Consider the following 14,767-nt stretch of genomic DNA (forward strand, 5'->3'; position numbering starts at 1 on the left):
AGCTCCGCGTCGAGCCGCGAGGCCCGCGCTTATTTTTCCCTCTCCCGCATGTGGGAGAGGGGATTAATCTCTCCAGTCTCACCAAATAACTCTAACTGGTTACTATGATTCGCCATACTAAAATCGTCGCCACCCTCGGCCCGGGCACTGACAAGCCCAATGTGATCGAAGAAATGATCCGTGCCGGTGTCAATATCGTGCGCCTCAACTTCTCCCACGGCTCCGCCGACGACCACCGCCGCCGCGTGGCGGAAGTGCGCCGCGCGGCCACCGCGCAAAACAAGCTGGTCGCGGTACTGGGGGATCTTCAAGGTCCAAAAATCCGTATTGCCCGCTTTGCCGAGGGCAGTATCTGGCTGGAGAACAACAGCGAATTCACCCTGGATGCCGATTGTCCGGCAGAGGGCGGTGACCAGCACCGCGTGGGTGTGGACTACCCGACCCTGATCAGCGACTGCAAGGCCGGCGATATCCTGCTGCTGGACGACGGCAAGATCCGCCTGGAAGTCACCGGTACCACTCCGCAGAAACTTTTCTGCCGGGTGCTCCAAGGGGGCAAACTGTCCAATAACAAAGGCATCAACCTTCTCGGCGGCGGCCTTTCAGCCCCCGCGCTGACAGAAAAGGATTATCGGGACATCGTTCTCGCCGCCGAACTGGATGTGGATTTCCTAGCGGTGAGCTTCCCCCGTTGCGCCGAGGACCTGGAGACCGCGCGCCAGGCCATGCAGAAGGCGGGCAGCCAGGCAGCCATCGTCGCCAAGGTGGAGCGCGCTGAAGCGGTAGCCGACGACCAGCAGATGGACAGCCTGATCCTCGCCGCCGATGCCATTATGGTGGCCCGCGGCGACCTGGGCGTGGAGATCGGCGATCCGGCCCTGATCGGCGTGCAGAAAAAGCTGATCAACCGCGCCAATGCCCTGGACCGCGGCGTGATCACCGCGACCCAGATGATGGAATCCATGATCACCAGCCCCACGCCCACCCGCGCCGAAGTGATGGACGTGGCCAACGCGGTGCTGGACGGCACCGATGCGGTGATGCTCTCCGCCGAGACCGCCGCCGGCGACTTTCCTGTGGCCGCGGTGGAATCCATGGCCGAGGTGATCGTGGGGGCGGAACAGTACCTGGGCAGCGTACCGCGACCGGCCGCAAACCAGAGCGCCTCCGACCGCATCGACACGGTGATCGCCCAGGCGGCCATCGACGTGGCCGCGCGGGTCGAGAACCTGTGCGCGGTGGCTGCGCTCACCGAGTCCGGGCGCACCCCGCGCATCATGTCCCGGGCCACCACGCACCTGCCCATCTACGCACTTACCCGCCACCCGCGGGTGGCGCGCCAACTGGTGCTGCTGCGCGGCGTGGAAGCGGTGGAATTCGATCCTGCCTCGGTGCCCCTGGGCCACCTGACCGACTCGATCATCGAAGTGCTCGGTTCCCGCCTGGACCTTCAAAAGGGCCAGCGGATTCTGATCACCCAGGGTGAACGCCTGAACGTGGGCGGACACACCAGCTCTATGCGTATCAAGGAAATTGAGTGATATTTAACCGGTCTGTCTCTGCCCCCTGCGCCAAGCGTGGGGCAGGGCAGATGCTTCAAAAATCTCCGTTGAATAAGCCTTTCATCCTGGCGGTTTTCTGATCAATTTCAGACAAGTGGAAGTGCCTAAACTGTCATAAATAACTATTTTTCGACTCGCTCGAAATTATCTATAAGTTATTGTTTCTCAAAGTATTTTCATCTCTGAGCGCCGGTTGTTTACCGGACCTGCGCTAAATCAATCAAACCTTTCGCCAAATTGTCGCCGAGGCAGTAGCTTTTTATTTTCTTTCTGTGTATTGTCGACGATGGAAATGACAGCGCTATCATAAGAAATAATGACAGCGCTATCATTTGGGGGACAAGATGAAAAAATTTCTAACCAAACCTTTATATCAATAAAAAAGGAAGGGGACATCGATGCTCAAGCGCAACAAACTTGCACTCTCCATCAGTGCGGCCATGCTCAGTGGCGGCCTGGTGTCACCACTGGCTCTGGCCCAAAGTGGTGAAGCCCTGGAAGAGGTTACCGTAACTGGTATTCGCGGTTCGCTCCAGGACGCCCTCAGCACCAAACGCGATTCCTACGCGATTGTAGATGCAATCTCTGCCGAAGATATCGGCAAATTCCCGGACAAAAACGTCGCCGAATCACTGCAGCGTGTACCCGGCGTAACCATCCAGCGTCAGTTTGGCGAAGGTGCCGCCGTTTCTATTCGCGGCGCCGGTAACGATCTGACCCTGACCACCCTGAACGGCCAGAGCGTCGCCTCCACCGGTTGGTTTGTACTGGAGCCGGCCAAGCGCAGTTTCAACTATGAGCTGCTGCCGTCCGAGCTGGTTGGTGACATCAAAGTATACAAGAGTGCACAGGCCGACCTGGCGGAAGGTGGTGTGGGCGGCACCGTCGAAATCAATACCCGCAAACCGCTGGATTTGGATTCCATGACTTTGCACGGGTCGTTGGAAGGCTCCTACCAATCGGATTCCAGTGAAGTAGACCCGCAGACGTCGGGACTTGCCAGCTGGAAAAACGACTCTGAAACTTTCGGTGTGTTGGTCTCCGCTGTTTCCCAGGAACGCAGCCTGCAGCGCCAGGGAAATGAAGCTTTCTGGGAGTGGGGTGCCGGTCCCGTGGCTTTCGAACAAGAGCGCAAGCGTTCAGCGGTTACCGCCACTTTTCAGTATCAGCCCAACGACCGCCTGGATATCGTATTTAACGCTATCGATATGAAAATGGAGGCGGATAACACCAATTATGCTCTGTGGCTTACCCAGGGTAACTGCGGCTGGTGTGCAGACGAAAATGGCGACCCGATCACTGTTGATCCCGCGGATCAAATCAATGGCACTACGGCTCGCGGGCCGATAGCGGTTGCTTATTATCAGGCACGACCTCGCGAAGCCACCATGAGCTCGGACGTTTACGATCTGAGTGTCGATTATTCCGGTGACGGCTATGTTCTCAGTTTCCAGGCGGGAAGAACCACTTCCTCCGGTGGTACTGATTTTGAAATGGTTTTGGATGATGGATCTGGTGGTACCCCTGTAGATGGCACTTACGACTTCTTCGGAGGGCAATCCTGGGACCTCGGTAGCTTCGACATGAGCAGCTATGATCCCGGCTCACTGGCTATGGGAACAGGCGCTAACTACAATGCCACACCCAAGACAGACGATGAGACTTATTTTCAATCGGATCTGGAATTCGATGTGGAATTTGGTGCGATCAATGCGATTAAAGCAGGCCTGAAGTGGTCCGACCACAATACCAGCAGCCGTAAATACACTTACTTACTGAGTTCCTCGTTCGATCCGGCGATCCCCACTGCTGAGGTTCTGGATGGAACCATAGACGCCGGCAGCTACGAGATACCAAAAATCGATGCTGATGCGGCTAAGGACTGGGCCAGATCCGCTACTATTGGCAAAGAGGAAGATCTGGGTTCCTACAGTGAGGTTGATGAAACCAATAGCGCGGTCTACGTGATGGCAACTTTCGGTAGCGATAATGTGCGCGGTAATTTTGGTGTGCGTTACGTTACTACTGATGCCTCTTCTATTTACTATCTGCAGGATGCCGATGGCAATTATTTGAAAGAGGACATAGACGGTGATTACTCTGAATTCCTGCCGAGCTTTAACTTGGCTATGGATCTGAGTGATGATGTCATCCTTCGTACCTCGGCCGCCCGTGTCATGGCGCGCCCTCAATATGTAGATATGTATGTCAATCCACAGGTGTCTGGTACAGACGATGATCTTGCCGACAATCAGTTCTGGGTTATCGGCAACGTGGATCTGGATCCGTTTATTGCCAATCAGTTCGATATCGGTCTTGAATGGTACTTCACTGAAGGTTCGCTCTTGTCTGGTGCTGTCTTCTACAAGGATGTGAAGAACTTCGTTACCTATAGCAACACTGACGCGACTGCTGTTGAAATTCCATTTGCCGGAGCTCTTCGTCCCGAGGAGGAAGCGGCTGGTTGGACAGTTCAGGTCAAAGACAACAACAATGACGCAACTATTCAGGGCTTTGAACTGAGCTACCAACAGGATTTCGGTAATGGTTTTGGTACCATTTTGAACTACACCAATACTGATACCGAAACGAATCCTGATACTTATACGGATGGCCGAACAGTACTGAGCGACAGTTCAGAGCATGTTTATAACCTGACGGGTTATTATGAAAATGACCTCTTCTCCGTTCGCTTGGCGTACAACTGGCGAAGCGAGTATATGATTCGCGAGACAGGTTCCTATGGCAACCGCCTGCATGATGATTTCGGCACTCTTGATCTGAGCGCATTGTGGCATGTTACCGACAATATAGATGTTAAGTTGAATGCTACGAATCTTCTGGAGGAGGATGCGACTCAGTACGGCAATAATGCTGAAATTACTCCGGGATCTGGGTTCACTTCTGGATTCCCGTTGTACGAGTACGAATACGCTCGTCGGATTGATCTGGGGGTTTCCGCCAGGTTCTGAGCCAGAATGCCGATTGGAGTAGGTATGGAAAAGGGGGGTCTCTGACTTCCCTTTTTATTCGGGCCATCCACGGCCCTCTGGGGGCGGCCATAGGTCGTGCAAGACAGCGGTTTTGCCGTCGGCGCACCCTGAGAAGGGCCCTCTGGCCTGCCGGGTTGGCTCAAATTGCTTATGGAAATCTGGTCGTATAAAAAATATACTCTCCGGCTCCAATCAGAATAACCAGATCAATCCAATGGTGTTGTATGACGACTAACCAAGCCCCCAAAATCGTTCCCCTGCGCAGCGACGTTCACCGCAACCTGAAGGTGAGCGAGCTGGGCAGCTTTGAGCATGTGAAGAACAGCCATATGGTTCCGGTGACTGCGCACGAGTTCAGCCGCCTCGGGGCCGAATACCCGATTGTTTTTGTCAAGAATTCCGATACCGGGCAGTTCCAGTCGGTGGCTCTGTTGAGCCTGAAGGTGGGGGAGAACCTGTTTGTAGAGGACGGCCAATGGCAGGGCGTATTTGTGCCGGGCTGTATCCGCAACCATCCCTTTGTGCTGGCGCCGAATGGCCAGGAGCAGGAGCAGTTGATGGTCGCTCTGATCGAGAACAGTCCGCTGGTGACCGAGGAGGAGGGGAATGCCCTGTTTACCGAATCGGGCGAGGAGACGGACTACCTGAAGACCAAAAAGCAGACTCTGGTCAGTTTCCTGGAGAGCGACCAGATGACCAAAGCTTTTGTAAAGGTATTGGTCGATATGGAATTGCTGACGGCTCAATCGGTTTCAGTCAACGCCGGAGAGGAAAAGATCAACCTCAACGGGCTCTATATCGTCGATGAGAAGAAGCTCAACGAGCTGAGTGAAGAGCAGTTTGAGGACTTCCGCAAGCGGGGTTTCCTGCCGCCTATATACGCCCAGCTGGGATCCCTGCATCAGCTGTCCAAATTGGCCAAGATGCAGGCAAGTGCCTGATGATGTGATGTAACCGCCAGATGCGATTGGGCTCATGGATAAGAATAACAACAGTGGGCAGATAAGACGTGTTCTGGTGGTCGGCGGCGGCACGGCGGGTTGGCTGGCCGCCGCCCATCTCGCCAGGAAGTTGGCCTCCCGCTCGCCGGACGGGGTAAAGGTCACTTTGGTGGAATCGGAGAATATTCCCACCATCGGCGTCGGTGAAGGCACCGTACCCGCAATACGCCAGACCCTGCACTATCTCGGTATCAGCGAGACGGAGTTTGTCCGCGAATGCGATGCCACCTTTAAGCAGGGCATCAAGTTTGTGGACTGGGTGCGCCCGCCGGGCACTCCCGGGCCCGCCTATTACCACCATATATTCGATTATCCCGACCAGAAGAGTGCCGACCTGATCCCTGCGTGGCTGCTGCAGGGCAGGGAGCGGCCTGTGTTCACCGATGCGGTATCGGTCCAGGGCAGGGTGTGTGACCTGGGCCTGGGGCCCAAGCTGGTGACGCATGCGGAATATGCGGGGGTGGTCAATTATGCCTACCACCTGGATGCCGCGAAATTCGCGCGCCTGCTCGCCAGGCATGCGGTCGAGAACCTCGGGGTCGAACATCTTCTCGCCCAGGTCCAGCAGGTCAAGCTCGGTGATGACGGCGCTATCGAGTCGCTGGTAACTGATCGCTTCGGCGAGCTGCGTGCGGACCTGTTTGTGGACTGTACCGGTTTTTCCTCGCTGCTCCTCGGGCAGGCGCTCGGGGTGCGTTTTATCGACAAGCGGGACGTCCTGTTTGCGGATTATGCGCTGGCGGCACAGGCTCCCTATCCGTCCGTGGACGCCCTCATCCCCAGCTATACCATCGCCAGTGCCCGGGAGGCGGGTTGGATATGGGATATCGGGCTGTCGGCGCGCCGGGGCGCCGGTTATGTGTACAGTTCCGACCACACCAGCCATGAGCGGGCGGAGCAGGTGCTGCGCGATTATCTGGGGCCCCAGGCGGAGGGCGTCCAGTACCGCAGGATTCCCATGTGTGTGGGCTATCGGGAAAAATTCTGGCATAAGAACTGTGTCGCCATAGGTCTGTCGCAGGGGTTTGTCGAGCCCCTGGAGGCCACTGGTTTGCTGGTGTACGACGCCACTGCGAGAATGCTTGCGGAAACATTCCCCACCTCGGTCCAATCGATGGAACTGGTGGCCGGGAATTTCAACCGTCGCGCCGGAAGTGCCTGGGACAGTGTGATCGACTTTATCAAGTTGCACTACTGCCTTTCCCAGCGAATGGATAATCCCTTCTGGCTGGAAAACAGGGAGGGGCTGCCGGATTCCCTGCGGGAAAAGCTTGAGCTGTGGCGATACCAGCCACCCACCGAATACGATTTCCCGAGCAAGGCGGAGGTATTCAACCTGGCCAACTACCTGTATGTGCTCTACGGAATGGAATTCCATACGGAAGTTCAGCACGCGCGGGCCCGGTATGGAGATATTTCCCAGGCTGAGAGACAGTTCTCAAGAAATTCGGGGTTGGCCGATGAAATTTGTAGTGGCTTGATTCCGCACCGGGCGCTAATAGAAAAAATCAAACAATACGGGCTGCAAAAAGTTTAGATAAATTCCATGCCTGATCGTAAATCCAGAACTATCAATATCGTCGGAGGCGGTTCCGCTGGCTGGATGACCGCGCTTTACCTCAATCGCTATTTTAACGGCGCGGGCGAGAACTTCGTTATCAATGTTATTGAGAGCCCCGATATTGGCATTATCGGCGTCCTGAGCGATCGGGATGACAGCGATTTCTGGCGCTCCGCTCCCGAAACGTTGGAACACTGCCCATGGCTCAAGGCGCAGTTGCAGTTGTGGAGCGAAAAAATCTGTGAGTTCCAGGACTTTGCCGGCACCTTTGCCAGCATTTTTTCCGATTTGAATTACCGCTATGTGCTCTACGGCATGCAGCATTATCCCAGACTCGGAATTCAACTGGATAAGAAGCGGGGCGATGCTCTGCTGGGGCAGTTTCGCGCGATGGCGGACAGGGCTGTGGCAAACAGCCTGCACCACAGCGATTTCCTGCAGTTTTTTGCCCGGGGGCCTCTTCGGAAAGACGTGGTAAGTGTCAATGTTTAGTGCCGGAAGAAACAGGCTTTGGCTTTGGGGGCTGTGGCTGGCGGTTTTTTATGGCAGCTGGCTTGTTCTGGTGGCGGTGCTCGGCCACTGGCAAACCGCTGAGGATCACTGGCCGATGGCCCTCGCCATGGCGCTGGGCAGCTACGCTGCCGGTTCCACTCCCATGGGGGGCGGCACCGTGGGCTTTCCGGTGCTGGTGCTCCTGTTCGATATGCCGGCGAGTCTGGGGCGGGATTTCAGTTTTGCAGTGCAATCCATCGGTATGGTCAGCGCCAGTATCTTTATCCTGTGCCGGCGGCAGCCGCTCGCCTGGTCGATGTTGCGCGGCGCTATGCTGGGGAGTCTGGTCGGCACACCCCTGGGCATATTTCTGATTGCCCCCTTTGTGGCGGATCTGTGGATAAAGCTGACCTTTGCAGTTCTCTGGGGCAGCTTTGGCGTTCTGCACCTGTACCGCCTGGGGGAAATTACTTCTTTCACCGGCAATGCCCGCGGGCGGGAGCGCCAGGATTTCAGTTTGGGCCTGGTGCTGGGTTTACTGGCGGGCGGCTTTGCCGCGGCGGTGACCGGCGTGGGTATCGATATGGTGATATACGCGGCGCTGGTAGTACTGTGCCGGGTGGATCTGAAGATCGCGATTCCCACTTCGGTAGTGATTATGGCGTTTACCTCCGTCGTCGGTGTGGTGGTGAAAAGCCTCAGTGGTGACTGGCAGCCGGGCGTGTTCGGCAACTGGCTCGCCGCGGCGCCGGTGGTGGCGCTGGGCGCGCCGCTGGGGGTATTTGTGGTGAGCCGTATCGGCCGCCGGCCTACACTGCTGGTGGTGGCGATGCTCTGCGTGGGGCAGTTTGTATGGACCTGTTTCGAGGAGAGTGCGGTGCTCGGCCCGTGGGGGCTGGCCCTCGCTGCAATGTCGCTCGGGATTTGTATTCTCGGTTTTGAGTGGGTAAGGCGTATCGGAATGCGGTTGGCCGGGGTGGATGCCGATCGCACTATACATTCCGGGCCGCAGGTACCCGTCTCGACCGGCCTGTGAGCCGCTTGGGAAGTTTTCACGATTTGAAAAAATGGCTGGGGCGGTAGGATTCGAACCTACGCATGACGGGATCAAAACCCGCTGCCTTACCGCTTGGCTACGCCCCAGTATCGGGACGGCGAAAAATATATTTTCGCCGATTGAAAATGGTAGCAAGGGGGAGACTTGAACTCCCGACCTCAGCATTATGAGTGCTGCGCTCTAACCGGCTGAGCTACCTTGCCACTTTGACCCGGCTCAGGTCCGGGGTGATTTCCGGGCCAACCGAGGGCGCGCATTATCGGGCCCTGAAGCGGGGCTGTCAACCCCTGTTTTCGCTGTCTTTTCAGTAGGTTAGCGCAGTCACCGGCCTTTTCCGACAGCGGCGAGAAGAGAGCCGCAAACCACCGCCAGGGCGCCCAGCCAGCTGATCCAGTTCAACGGTTCCACCTCGATATAACCGGGCCACAGTGCGCCTATGGCGGCGCTCAGGGCCAGGGTCGTCAGCGGTACCAGGGCCAGGGTGGCGCTGACGCGGGAAGCCTCCCAACTGGCCAGGGCCTTGGCGAAGGCGCCATAGGCGATCAGGGTATTGGCGGTGAGGAACAGCAACAGCAGCCAACCGAGCCAGTCCAGTTGTGCGACGCTGGTGGGCTCCGACAGGGGCAGGAAGCTAACGGTGCCGGCGAAGTAGATCAGTACCAGCAGGTCCTGCGGCGTGGCGTGGGCCAGGATTTTCTTCTGGAAGAATCCGTACACTGACCAGCCGATCGCCGCCACCACGATAAGCCCAAGCCCCATCAGGTATTCGCTGTCCGCGCCGCTCACGAGCTCCGGCAGGCGCTGGTTGAAGAACAGCGGCAGGCCCGCCGCCACCAGCAGGACCCCGAGCCACTGGCGCGGCGAAAAGCGCTCCCCCAGCCAGAACACACTGGCGATCAACAGCATCAGCGGCGCCAGTTGAATGACGATCTGGGCGGCGCCGGCGGTGATGAACTTGAGGCCGGAGGCGTAGGTCAGGTAGTTGGTGAGCAGGCCGATCACCGCGCACAGGGTGAAAGGCAGCAGGGCGCGCTGGAACAGCTGGCGCAGGTTGAGCTGGTGCGACCAGCTATAGTAGCCACCGGCCAACACCGCGGCGCCCACAAAGCGGTACCAGGTGGCGGTGGTGGCACTGATGGTGTCCAGCAGACCCTTGAGAGCAATGGGTAGCAGGGCCCACATAAATACGGTGATCAGTGCCAGGGGCAGGCCGATTTTCCAGTTGGATTGGGTCATGTGGTGAGGCGCCGGTAGGAGCGGCCGTTGGCCGCGATGGGCATAGTCGGCGCAGAGTCGGGCTGGCTATCTATCGCGGCCAACGGCCGCTCCTACTAAAAAGGAGTTGTTCGTCGTTAGACGTTAAAGCGGAAATGGATCACGTCGCCGTCCGCGACGATATAGTCCTTGCCTTCCAGGCGCCATTTTCCCGCTTCCTTGGCGCCGGCTTCGCCGTTGTAGGTGACGAAATCGCTGTAGCTCACCACCTCCGCGCGGATAAAACCTTTCTCGAAATCCGTGTGGATCCTGCCCGCGGCCTGGGGCGCGGTGGCGCCGACGGGGATGGTCCAGGCGCGCACTTCCTTGACCCCTGCGGTGAAGTAGGTGTGCAGTCCCAGCAGTTGATAGCCGGCGCGGATCACGCGGTTGAGGCCCGGCTCCTCCATGCCCAGTTCTTCCAGGAATTCCTGCTTCTCGTCGTCGTCCAGCTCGGCGATTTCCGATTCCAGTTTATTGCAGATAGGCACCAGTACCGCGTTTTCCTCCGCGGCGATGGCGGCCACCGCATCCAGGTGCGGATTGTTCTCGAAGCCGTCCTCGTCCACGTTGGCGATATACATGGTGGGCTTGACGGTGAGCAGGCTCAGTTCGCGGAGATCCGCCAATTCGTCTTCTCCCAGGCCCATGGAGCGCAGCGGCCTGGCCTCGTTCAGGTGTGGCTGGATCTTTTCCAGCAGCGCCTTCATCCGGATCGCGTGCTTGTCCTGGCCCTTGGCGGCGCGGGTAAAGCGCTGCAGGGCCTTCTCCACGGTTTCCAGGTCCGCCAGCGCCAGTTCGGTGTTGATTACCTCGATGTCCGATACCGGGTGCACCTGGTTGGCCACGTGGATGACGTTGTCGTCTTCAAAGCAGCGCACCACATGGGCGATGGCGTCGGTTTCGCGGATATTGGCGAGGAACTTGTTGCCCAGGCCCTCGCCCTTGGAGGCGCCCGCCACCAGACCGGCGATGTCGGTGAATTCCATGGTGGTGGGGATCACCCGCTGGGGCTTGACGATCTCTGCCAGCTTATCCAGGCGCGGGTCCGGTACCGGCACCACGCCTGCGTTGGGCTCGATGGTGCAGAAGGGGAAATTTTCCGCGTCGATACCCGCCTTGGTGAGGGCATTGAACAAAGTGGATTTGCCTACGTTGGGCAGTCCGACGATACCGCAAGTAAAACCCATGGTGTTTTTCCGGTTGCGTAGGGTGCGCCGCGCGCGCTCTACGTTTTGCTGTTGGTGTGGAGTTCTTTCATGGCCGCACCCCAGTCGCCGGAAGCGGCAATGGGCATCGCGTCGACGGCGCGGTCGATGGCGTCTGCCAGTTGCTCCTGTTCCGCGCCCGGGGCGCGCTGGAGCACATAGTTGACCACATCGCGGGCACTGCCCGGGTGGCCGATACCGAGGCGCAGGCGCATAAAGTCGCGATTGTTGCCCAGTGCGGAGATGATATCCCTCAAGCCGTTGTGGCCGCCGTGGCCGCCGCCGGATTTGAGGCGCGCGGTGCCCGGTGGCAGGTCCAGTTCATCGTGGGCCACCAGTATTGCCTGGACGGGTATCTTGAAGAAGTGCGCCAGCGGGGCCACGGACTGGCCGCTGCGATTCATATAGGTGGTGGGAATCAGCAGGCGGATATCTTCGCCGCCGATCCGCACCCGGCCGCTGAGGCCGCGGTATTTGCTGTCCGGCACGAGCTGGGCGCCATGGCGGCGCGCCAGCTCGGCGACGAAGTCGGCACCGGCGTTGTGGCGTGTCCGGTCGTACTCGGGGCCGGGGTTGCCCAGGCCCACGATCAACTGGATTGGCGTATCCGGTACTTTCGACAATGTGCTTACTCTTAGCTTTCGCCGCTCTCGCCTTCAGCTTCACCCTCGGCTGCCGCTTCGATAGCGCCGCGGGGCTTGTGTACTGAAGCGACAACCAGGTCGTGGTCCGGGCCGTGGGACAGGGCAACAGACTCGACGCCGGCGGGCAGTTTCAGGTCGGAGATGTGGATAGTGCCGTCCATTTCCAGGTCGGCCAGGTCCACTTCGATAAACTCCGGCAGCTTGGCGGCGGGGGCGCTGATTTCCAGCTCGGTCAGGGTGTGGGACACAATGCCGCCAGCCTTGACGCCTTTGCAGGTGTCTTCATTGAGGAAGTGCAGGGGCGCCTTGATATGGACCTTGGTGTCGCCGGACACCCGCTGGAAATCCACGTGCAGCAGCTGCTGCTTGGCTGGGTGGCGCTGCAGATCCCGCAGGATCACTTTCTCTGCCTTGCCGTCCACGTCCAGGGACACGACGGAGGAGAAAAAGGCTTCGTTTTCCAGGGCCTTGAACAGCTCCTTCTGCAGAACGGAGATGGATTGCGGCTCGGCCTTGCCACCGTACACGATGCCGGGGACACGACCTTCCTGGCGACGCAGGCGGCGGCTCGCACCTTTCCCCTCGTCGCTGCGGACGTTGGCGTTCAATGTGATATCAGACATGGGATTAAAACCTCGGGTTGTCTGCCCAGGGCGACCTGCGACCGGATCGCTCTGGCGTTGAAGTAAATCGGGCCACCGGGGCCCAATAGTAAACGCCCGGCGGGGCCGGGCGGGCGCGTATTCTAAGGGAATTGGCGGTGAGGCGCCAGTGGGGGCGGTTGCCCTTGTCCGAGGCGCGGGTCTCGCCCTCCTGTCATCTCCGTGGCCTTAGCATCGAGATATTCGTCTTGCCCAGTTCTGAGAAGGCGAACCCAAGATTTGTCCTTGGTGGCGCTGGATAGGTTCAGATCAGCGAAACATCGCCGACAGGGATTCCTCGTTGCTGATCCGGCGCATGGACTCGGCGAGCATGGCGGACAGGGTCAGTTGGCGGATCTTTGGTGCCCGCTGCATCTTGTCGCCCAGGGGGATGGAGTCTGTGACCACCAGCTCGTCCAGCACCGAGTTGTTCAGGTTCTCGATCGCGTTGCCGGACAGCACCGGGTGGGTGCAGTAGGCCACCACTTTTTTGGCGCCGTGCTGCTTGAGGGCATTGGCGGCGTTGCACAGGGTGCCGGCGGTGTCCACCATATCGTCCACCAGCAGGCAGGTGCGGCCGTCGATCTCGCCGATGATGTTCATTACCTCGGCCACATTGGCCGCCGGGCGGCGCTTGTCGATAATCGCCAGTTCGCAGTCCAGGCTCTTGGCCACCGCGCGGGCGCGCACTACGCCGCCGATATCCGGGGAGACTACCACCAGGTCCTCGTAGCCCTGGCGCTCGATGTCGTCCAGCAGTACCGAGGAGCCGTAGACATTATCCACTGGCACGTCGAAAAAGCCCTGGATCTGCTCCGCATGCAGATCCACGGTCAGTACCCGGTCGATACCCACGCTCACCATCATATCCGCCACCACTTTCGCGGAAATGGGTACCCGCTGGGAACGCACCCGGCGATCCTGGCGCGCGTAGCCGAAGTAGGGGACCACCGCGGTGATGCGGCCGGCGGAGGCGCGGCGCAGGGCATCCACCAGCAGGATCAGCTCCATCAGGTTGCGGTTGGTGGGCTGGCAGGTGGACTGCACTACAAACACATCGCGGCCGCGCACGTTATCGGTGATCTCAACCGCGATCTCGCCGTCGGAGAAGCGTTTTACCACCGCTTCGCCCAGGGGGATCGCCATATGGTCGACAACTTTCTGTGCCAGTTCCGGGTTTGCGTTGCCGGTAAACACCATTAAGTCAGCCACGAGAGTACCTTGTGTTTCGATTGAGGAGGAGGGATGGATTGTGAGGCGACTGTCTTCTGACTTCTGTCCTCTGACCTTTGAATGGCTGGGGCGGTAGGATTCGAACCTACGCATGACGGGATCAAAACCCGCTGCCTTACCGCTTGGCTACGCCCCAGTAATTTTTGAAACAGCTTTCAGTTGTCGGTGCGCGGGGGATTTCTGTACCCCCGCGGCGACAAAGCCCCGCCATCCGGTCGGCGCTTTGGCGAGAATGCTTTCCGCCGTTTGCGCCGAATCGAAAGCCGCGAAAACGCAGGCCCCGGTACCGGTCAGATGCGCTCTGGCAAACTGTTGCAGCCATTCTCTGGCCGCGCGTACCGCTGGATAGAGGCTCTCGACCAGGGGCTGGCAATCGTTGCCGGAATACTCTTCCAGCCATTCGCTGTCCAACCACCTGTCGCGAAGGTGCGCTAATGTAATTGGGGCAGAATCTCTTGTCAAACGCGGATCGCCGAACACCGCCGCGGTGCTCACCTGGCAGTCCGGCACCAGCACCAGGTAGTGCCGGGTCTCGGTAACCACTGGAGTCAACACTTCGCCGATGCCCTCCGCCCAGGCGGTGCGGCCGCGTACGAATACCGGCACATCCGCACCGAGCTGCCGGCCCAGTTGCGCGAGCTCGTCGAGGGTGAGGTGGCATTGCCACAGTTGGTTGAGCCCCAGCAGTGTGGTGGCGGCGTCGCTGCTGCCACCGCCGATGCCGCCGCCCTGGGGCAGGTTTTTGTGCAGGCGGATATGTGCACCGCCGGTGCAGCCGGTTTTTTGTTGCAGCAAATGCGCGGCGCGATAGATCAGGTTCTCCCGCAGCGGGATTTGCAGGCTGCCTGCATCGACACTGATTTCGCTGTCGGCGCGCAGCTCGAAGTCCAGCTGGTCGCCGAAATCGAGCAGTTGAAACAGGGTCTGTAACCGGTGGTAGCCGTCTTCGCGACGGCCGAGGATACGCAGGAACAGGTTCAGCTTGGCCGGTGCCGGCAGTTGCAGGTCGGGCATAAGTTTGTGGTTGCGGCAAAAAAAGATGGGCGTAGTGTCCTGTATGGTACTAAATAGTGATACCAGAGCCCCCCAGATTGTTCACAGTTAGGCGGAGCTCGCAGGGA

At 58.8% G+C, this 14,767-nt stretch carries 12 protein-coding genes and 3 tRNA genes; 6 read left to right on the plus strand and 9 right to left on the minus strand.

Translation table 11 applies throughout. The features are described 5' to 3' along the window. Window positions 1-104 precede the first annotated feature (104 nt). The 6 genes from pyk to PP263_RS00820 all read left to right on the plus strand — a co-directional run bounded on the left by pyk (window position 105) and on the right by PP263_RS00820 (window position 8,645). Window positions 105-1,541 carry a pyruvate kinase gene (gene pyk, locus PP263_RS00795; RefSeq protein WP_308366488.1) on the plus strand — a complete coding sequence of 479 codons (1,437 nt, stop codon included), beginning with the start codon at window positions 105-107 and terminating at the stop codon, window positions 1,539-1,541. 419 nt (window positions 1,542-1,960) lie between these two features. After that, window positions 1,961-4,534, plus strand: a complete 2,574-nt coding sequence (locus tag PP263_RS00800) for a TonB-dependent receptor (RefSeq protein WP_308366489.1) — start codon at window positions 1,961-1,963, stop codon at window positions 4,532-4,534. 245 nt (window positions 4,535-4,779) lie between these two features. Next, window positions 4,780-5,496, plus strand: coding sequence for a SapC family protein (locus PP263_RS00805; RefSeq protein WP_183455627.1), 717 nt, complete (start codon window positions 4,780-4,782; stop codon window positions 5,494-5,496). A 34-nt stretch (window positions 5,497-5,530) separates the two neighbouring features. Continuing rightward, window positions 5,531-7,093, plus strand: a complete 1,563-nt coding sequence (locus PP263_RS00810) for a tryptophan 7-halogenase (RefSeq protein ID WP_308366490.1) — start codon at window positions 5,531-5,533, stop codon at window positions 7,091-7,093. A 9-nt stretch (window positions 7,094-7,102) separates the two neighbouring features. Further along, on the plus strand, window positions 7,103-7,609 hold the full coding sequence (locus tag PP263_RS00815) for a tryptophan 7-halogenase (protein WP_308366491.1): 507 nt from the start codon (window positions 7,103-7,105) through the stop codon (window positions 7,607-7,609). Next, the gene (locus PP263_RS00820) at window positions 7,602-8,645 is read left to right on the plus strand and encodes a sulfite exporter TauE/SafE family protein (RefSeq protein WP_308366492.1); all 1,044 of its coding nucleotides are present in this window, start codon (window positions 7,602-7,604) and stop codon (window positions 8,643-8,645) included. The genes PP263_RS00815 and PP263_RS00820 overlap by 8 nt, the downstream gene beginning before the upstream one ends. A 32-nt stretch (window positions 8,646-8,677) precedes the next feature. Here the strand turns inward: PP263_RS00820 and PP263_RS00825 are convergent. The 9 genes from PP263_RS00825 to ispE form a co-directional block, all read right to left on the minus strand. Next, window positions 8,678-8,752: transfer RNA gene (locus PP263_RS00825), tRNA-Gln, on the minus strand. Window positions 8,753-8,792: 40 nt separating this feature from the next. Further along, window positions 8,793-8,869 (minus strand) — tRNA-Met (locus PP263_RS00830). A gap of 118 nt (window positions 8,870-8,987) precedes the next feature. Further along, window positions 8,988-9,902, minus strand: coding sequence for a DMT family transporter (locus tag PP263_RS00835; protein ID WP_308366493.1), 915 nt, complete (start codon window positions 9,900-9,902; stop codon window positions 8,988-8,990). Between the two features lie 116 nt (window positions 9,903-10,018). After that, complete coding sequence (gene ychF, locus PP263_RS00840) at window positions 10,019-11,110, minus strand: redox-regulated ATPase YchF (RefSeq protein WP_308366494.1); 1,092 nt, start codon at window positions 11,108-11,110, stop codon at window positions 10,019-10,021. 38 nt (window positions 11,111-11,148) lie between these two features. Continuing rightward, complete coding sequence (pth, locus tag PP263_RS00845; RefSeq protein WP_308366495.1) at window positions 11,149-11,751, minus strand: aminoacyl-tRNA hydrolase; 603 nt, start codon at window positions 11,749-11,751, stop codon at window positions 11,149-11,151. Window positions 11,752-11,762: 11 nt separating this feature from the next. Beyond that, window positions 11,763-12,395: a 50S ribosomal protein L25/general stress protein Ctc gene (locus PP263_RS00850; RefSeq protein ID WP_308366496.1), complete on the minus strand. Its 633-nt coding sequence runs from the start codon at window positions 12,393-12,395 to the stop codon at window positions 11,763-11,765. 288 nt (window positions 12,396-12,683) lie between these two features. Next, on the minus strand, window positions 12,684-13,613 hold the full coding sequence (locus tag PP263_RS00855) for a ribose-phosphate pyrophosphokinase (RefSeq protein WP_308368666.1): 930 nt from the start codon (window positions 13,611-13,613) through the stop codon (window positions 12,684-12,686). Window positions 13,614-13,707: 94 nt separating this feature from the next. Then, window positions 13,708-13,782 (minus strand) — tRNA-Gln (locus PP263_RS00860). Then, window positions 13,773-14,660, minus strand: coding sequence for a 4-(cytidine 5'-diphospho)-2-C-methyl-D-erythritol kinase (ispE, locus tag PP263_RS00865; RefSeq protein WP_308366497.1), 888 nt, complete (start codon window positions 14,658-14,660; stop codon window positions 13,773-13,775). Before ispE ends, PP263_RS00860 begins: the two co-directional genes overlap by 10 nt. Window positions 14,661-14,767: the final 107 nt, after the last annotated feature.

Origin of the sequence: Microbulbifer sp. TB1203 (assembly GCF_030997045.1) — a bacterium.
GTDB lineage: Bacteria > Pseudomonadota > Gammaproteobacteria > Pseudomonadales > Cellvibrionaceae > Microbulbifer.

Excerpts from the sequence above, each read along its gene's own strand:
- PP263_RS00815 (WP_308366491.1), top strand. The coding sequence starts at position 7,103 with ATGCCTGATCGTAAATCCAGAACTATCAATATCGTCGGAGGCGGTTCC.
- PP263_RS00835 (WP_308366493.1), bottom strand. The coding sequence starts at position 9,902 with ATGACCCAATCCAACTGGAAAATCGGCCTGCCCCTGGCACTGATCACC.
- PP263_RS00850 (WP_308366496.1), bottom strand. The coding sequence starts at position 12,395 with ATGTCTGATATCACATTGAACGCCAACGTCCGCAGCGACGAGGGGAAA.
- PP263_RS00810 (WP_308366490.1), top strand. The coding sequence starts at position 5,531 with ATGGATAAGAATAACAACAGTGGGCAGATAAGACGTGTTCTGGTGGTC.
- PP263_RS00820 (WP_308366492.1), top strand. The coding sequence starts at position 7,602 with ATGTTTAGTGCCGGAAGAAACAGGCTTTGGCTTTGGGGGCTGTGGCTG.
- PP263_RS00800 (WP_308366489.1), top strand. The coding sequence starts at position 1,961 with ATGCTCAAGCGCAACAAACTTGCACTCTCCATCAGTGCGGCCATGCTC.
- PP263_RS00855 (WP_308368666.1), bottom strand. The coding sequence starts at position 13,613 with ATGGTGTTTACCGGCAACGCAAACCCGGAACTGGCACAGAAAGTTGTC.
- pyk (WP_308366488.1), top strand. The coding sequence starts at position 105 with ATGATTCGCCATACTAAAATCGTCGCCACCCTCGGCCCGGGCACTGAC.
- PP263_RS00805 (WP_183455627.1), top strand. The coding sequence starts at position 4,780 with ATGACGACTAACCAAGCCCCCAAAATCGTTCCCCTGCGCAGCGACGTT.
- ychF (WP_308366494.1), bottom strand. The coding sequence starts at position 11,110 with ATGGGTTTTACTTGCGGTATCGTCGGACTGCCCAACGTAGGCAAATCC.
- ispE (WP_308366497.1), bottom strand. The coding sequence starts at position 14,660 with ATGCCCGACCTGCAACTGCCGGCACCGGCCAAGCTGAACCTGTTCCTG.